Origin of the sequence: Isoptericola sp. NPDC060257 (genome assembly GCF_042726645.1) — a bacterium.
Classification (GTDB): domain Bacteria; phylum Actinomycetota; class Actinomycetes; order Actinomycetales; family Cellulomonadaceae; genus Isoptericola; species Isoptericola nanjingensis.
In genome coordinates this window covers 1-2616 of sequence record NZ_JBHXAW010000405.1, presented here as the reverse complement: position 1 = coordinate 2616, position 2616 = coordinate 1, and the positions used below count along the sequence as shown (strand labels likewise).

Genomic DNA, 2616 nt, shown 5'->3' with positions numbered 1-2616 from the left:
GCCGGCCGGTGGACGCATCCCGTGGAGGCCCCGCATGGCGAGTCCCGCCGACAAGCCGAACATCCGGCAGGTCGCGCAGCTCGCCGGTGTCTCGCACATGACGGTGTCGCGGGTGCTCAACGACCACCCGAACATCCGCGACGCCACCCGGCGGCGCGTCGAGGAGGCCATCGACCAGCTCGGCTACCGGCCGAACATGGTCGCCCGGGCCCTGGCCACCCAGCGCAGCCGGCGCATCGGCGTCCTCGTGGAGAGCGCCGCGACGTTCGGGCCGACCAGCACGCTGTACGCCGTGGAGTCCGCCGCCCGCGCGTCCGGGTACGTGGTCAGCTCCGTGCTCCTGCGGGCTGGGGAGGAGATCACCCCCCAGGAGGCCGTCGACCACCTCGTCGCGCAGGGCGTCGACGCGCTCTGCGTCGTGGCGCCCCGGTCGTCGTCGATCGCCGCGCTGCGCCGCATCGCCGTCGGTGTCCCGGTGCTGGTGGTCAAGCCCGACAAGGACCCGACGTTCCTCACCGTGACCGTCGACCAGCAGGCGGGGACGGCGCTCGCCGTCGACCACCTCGTCTCGCTCGGGCACCGCGACATCCTGCACCTCGCCGGCCCGCTGGACTGGCTCGACGCCCGCACGCGCGAGCGGTCCTTCCACGCCCGGGCGAAGTCGTGGGGGCTGCGCGAGCGCCCCATCGTCGTCGGGGACTGGACGGCCGACTTCGCGTACGACTTCGCGCGCGGGATCCGCGAGCTCCCGGAGTACACGGCGATCTTCGCCGCGAACGACGACATGGCGGTAGGCCTCGTGCACGGCCTGCACGACCGCGGCTTCTCGGTGCCCGACGACGTGAGCGTCGTCGGCTTCGACGACATCCCCCTCGCGCGGCACGTCATCCCCCCGCTGACGACGGTGCGGCAGAACTTCCACGCCCTCGGCGTGTCGGTCGTCGACGTCCTGCGGGCCGCGATCGAGGAGCAGGAGATCCCGCCGGTCACGAAGATCCCCCCGGAGATGATCGCGCGGGCGTCGAGCGCCGCGCCGCGGAAGGCCACCCGATGACCTCGCGGCCCGCGGCGCCGGCCCCCGTCGTCGAGCTGCGGGGGATCACGGTGGAGCGCTCGGGGGTGCGGGTCCTCGACGACGTGGACCTGGCGCTGCGGCCGGGCGAGGTGCACGCGCTCATGGGGGAGAACGGCGCGGGGAAGTCGACCCTCATCGGCGCGCTCACGGGGACGCTGCCGATCCTGGCGGGCACGGTCGTGGTGGACGGCGTCGAGAGCCCGCCGACGGGCGTCGCGCAGAGCCGCGCGGACGGCATCGCGACCGTCTTCCAGGAGACGCACCTGAGCCCGCACCTGACCGTCGCCGAGAACGTGATGATCGGTCACGAGGTGCGCGGCTGGCTCGGCATCGACTGGGGCCGGACCAGGGCGCGGGCGTCGGCCGCCCTCGCCGCGCTGGGGATCGAGGACATCGACCCGCGCGCCCCGCTGTCGGCGCTGTCGCCCGCGACCAAGCAGCTCGTGGCGGTGGCCCGGGCGATCGTCCTCGAGCCGCGCGTGCTCGTGCTCGACGAGCCGACGTCGAGCCTGGACGCGGACGAGGCGGCGCGCCTGCTCGGCGTCGTGCGCCGCCTGTGCGACCAGGGCGTCGCGGTGCTGTTCGTCTCGCACTTCCTCGAGCAGGTCTTCGAGGTGAGCGACCGGATGACGGTGCTGCGGGGCGGCCGCGTCGTCGCGGAGTTCCGGACGGCGGACGTCGAGCGCGCCGAGGTGATCTCCAAGATGCTCGGCGAGGACATCGACGCGCTCCAGGCGCTGCGCTCGCAGCGGCTCGCGCACCACTACGCGGGGACGGGCGAGGCGACGCTCCGGGCGTCGTCCCTCGGGCGCCACGGCGTCCTCGAGCCGACCGACCTCGAGCTGTCCCGGGGCGAGGTCGTCGGGTTCGCGGGGCTGCGCGGGTCGGGGCGCACCGAGCTCGCACGGCTGATCAGCGGGGCGGAGCGCGCCGACGGCGGCGAGCTGTGGCTCGACGGCGTCCGGGTGCAGCTCCGCAGCCCGGGGGCCGCCCTGCGGTACCGGGTCGCGATGTCGAGCGAGAACGTGCGCGACGACGGGATCGTCGCGGGCCTCACGGTGCGGGAGAACATCGTCCTGGCGCTGCAGGCGCTGCGGGGCTGGTCGCGGCCCCTGTCGCGGGGCGAGCAGGACGCCGTCGTCGACACGTACCTCGACGCGCTGCACCTGTCGGCCGACGACCTGGACCGGCCGGCCGGCGAGCTGTCCGGGGGCACCCAGCAGAAGGTGCTGCTCGCCCGGCTGCTGGCCACGCGGCCCCACGTCCTGATCCTCGACGAGCCGACCCGCGGCATCGACATCGCGGCCAAGCTCGAGATCCAGCGCCGGGTGGCACGCCTGGCGGGCGAGGGCGTCGCCGTCGTCTTCATCTCCTCCCAGCTGGAGGAGGTGGTGCGCCTCGCCGACCGCATCGTCGTGCTCAAGGACCGCGAGAAGATCGGCGAGCTGAGCAACGGCCCCGGGGTCACGGTCGACACCATCGTCGAGATGATCGCCGCGGAGCTGGACGAGCCCGACCCCGGCGACCCCTGATGTCGTGGG

The 2616-nt window shown here is 74.2% G+C and carries 2 protein-coding genes; both read left to right on the top strand.

The features are described 5' to 3' along the window. Positions 1–34 precede the first annotated feature (34 nt). A complete protein-coding gene (locus tag ACFWEK_RS20640) occupies positions 35–1054 on the top strand; it encodes a LacI family DNA-binding transcriptional regulator (RefSeq protein WP_430555251.1) in 1020 nt (339 codons plus the stop codon). Beyond that, a complete protein-coding gene (locus tag ACFWEK_RS20635) occupies positions 1051–2607 on the top strand; it encodes a sugar ABC transporter ATP-binding protein (RefSeq protein ID WP_430546619.1) in 1557 nt (518 codons plus the stop codon). The genes ACFWEK_RS20640 and ACFWEK_RS20635 overlap by 4 nt, the downstream gene beginning before the upstream one ends. Positions 2608–2616: the final 9 nt, after the last annotated feature.

Bases quoted from the DNA above. Each gene is read 5' to 3' on its own strand.
- ACFWEK_RS20640 (WP_430555251.1), top strand. From the start codon at position 35: ATGGCGAGTCCCGCCGACAAGCCGAACATCCGGCAGGTCGCGCAGCTC.
- ACFWEK_RS20635 (WP_430546619.1), top strand. From the start codon at position 1,051: ATGACCTCGCGGCCCGCGGCGCCGGCCCCCGTCGTCGAGCTGCGGGGG.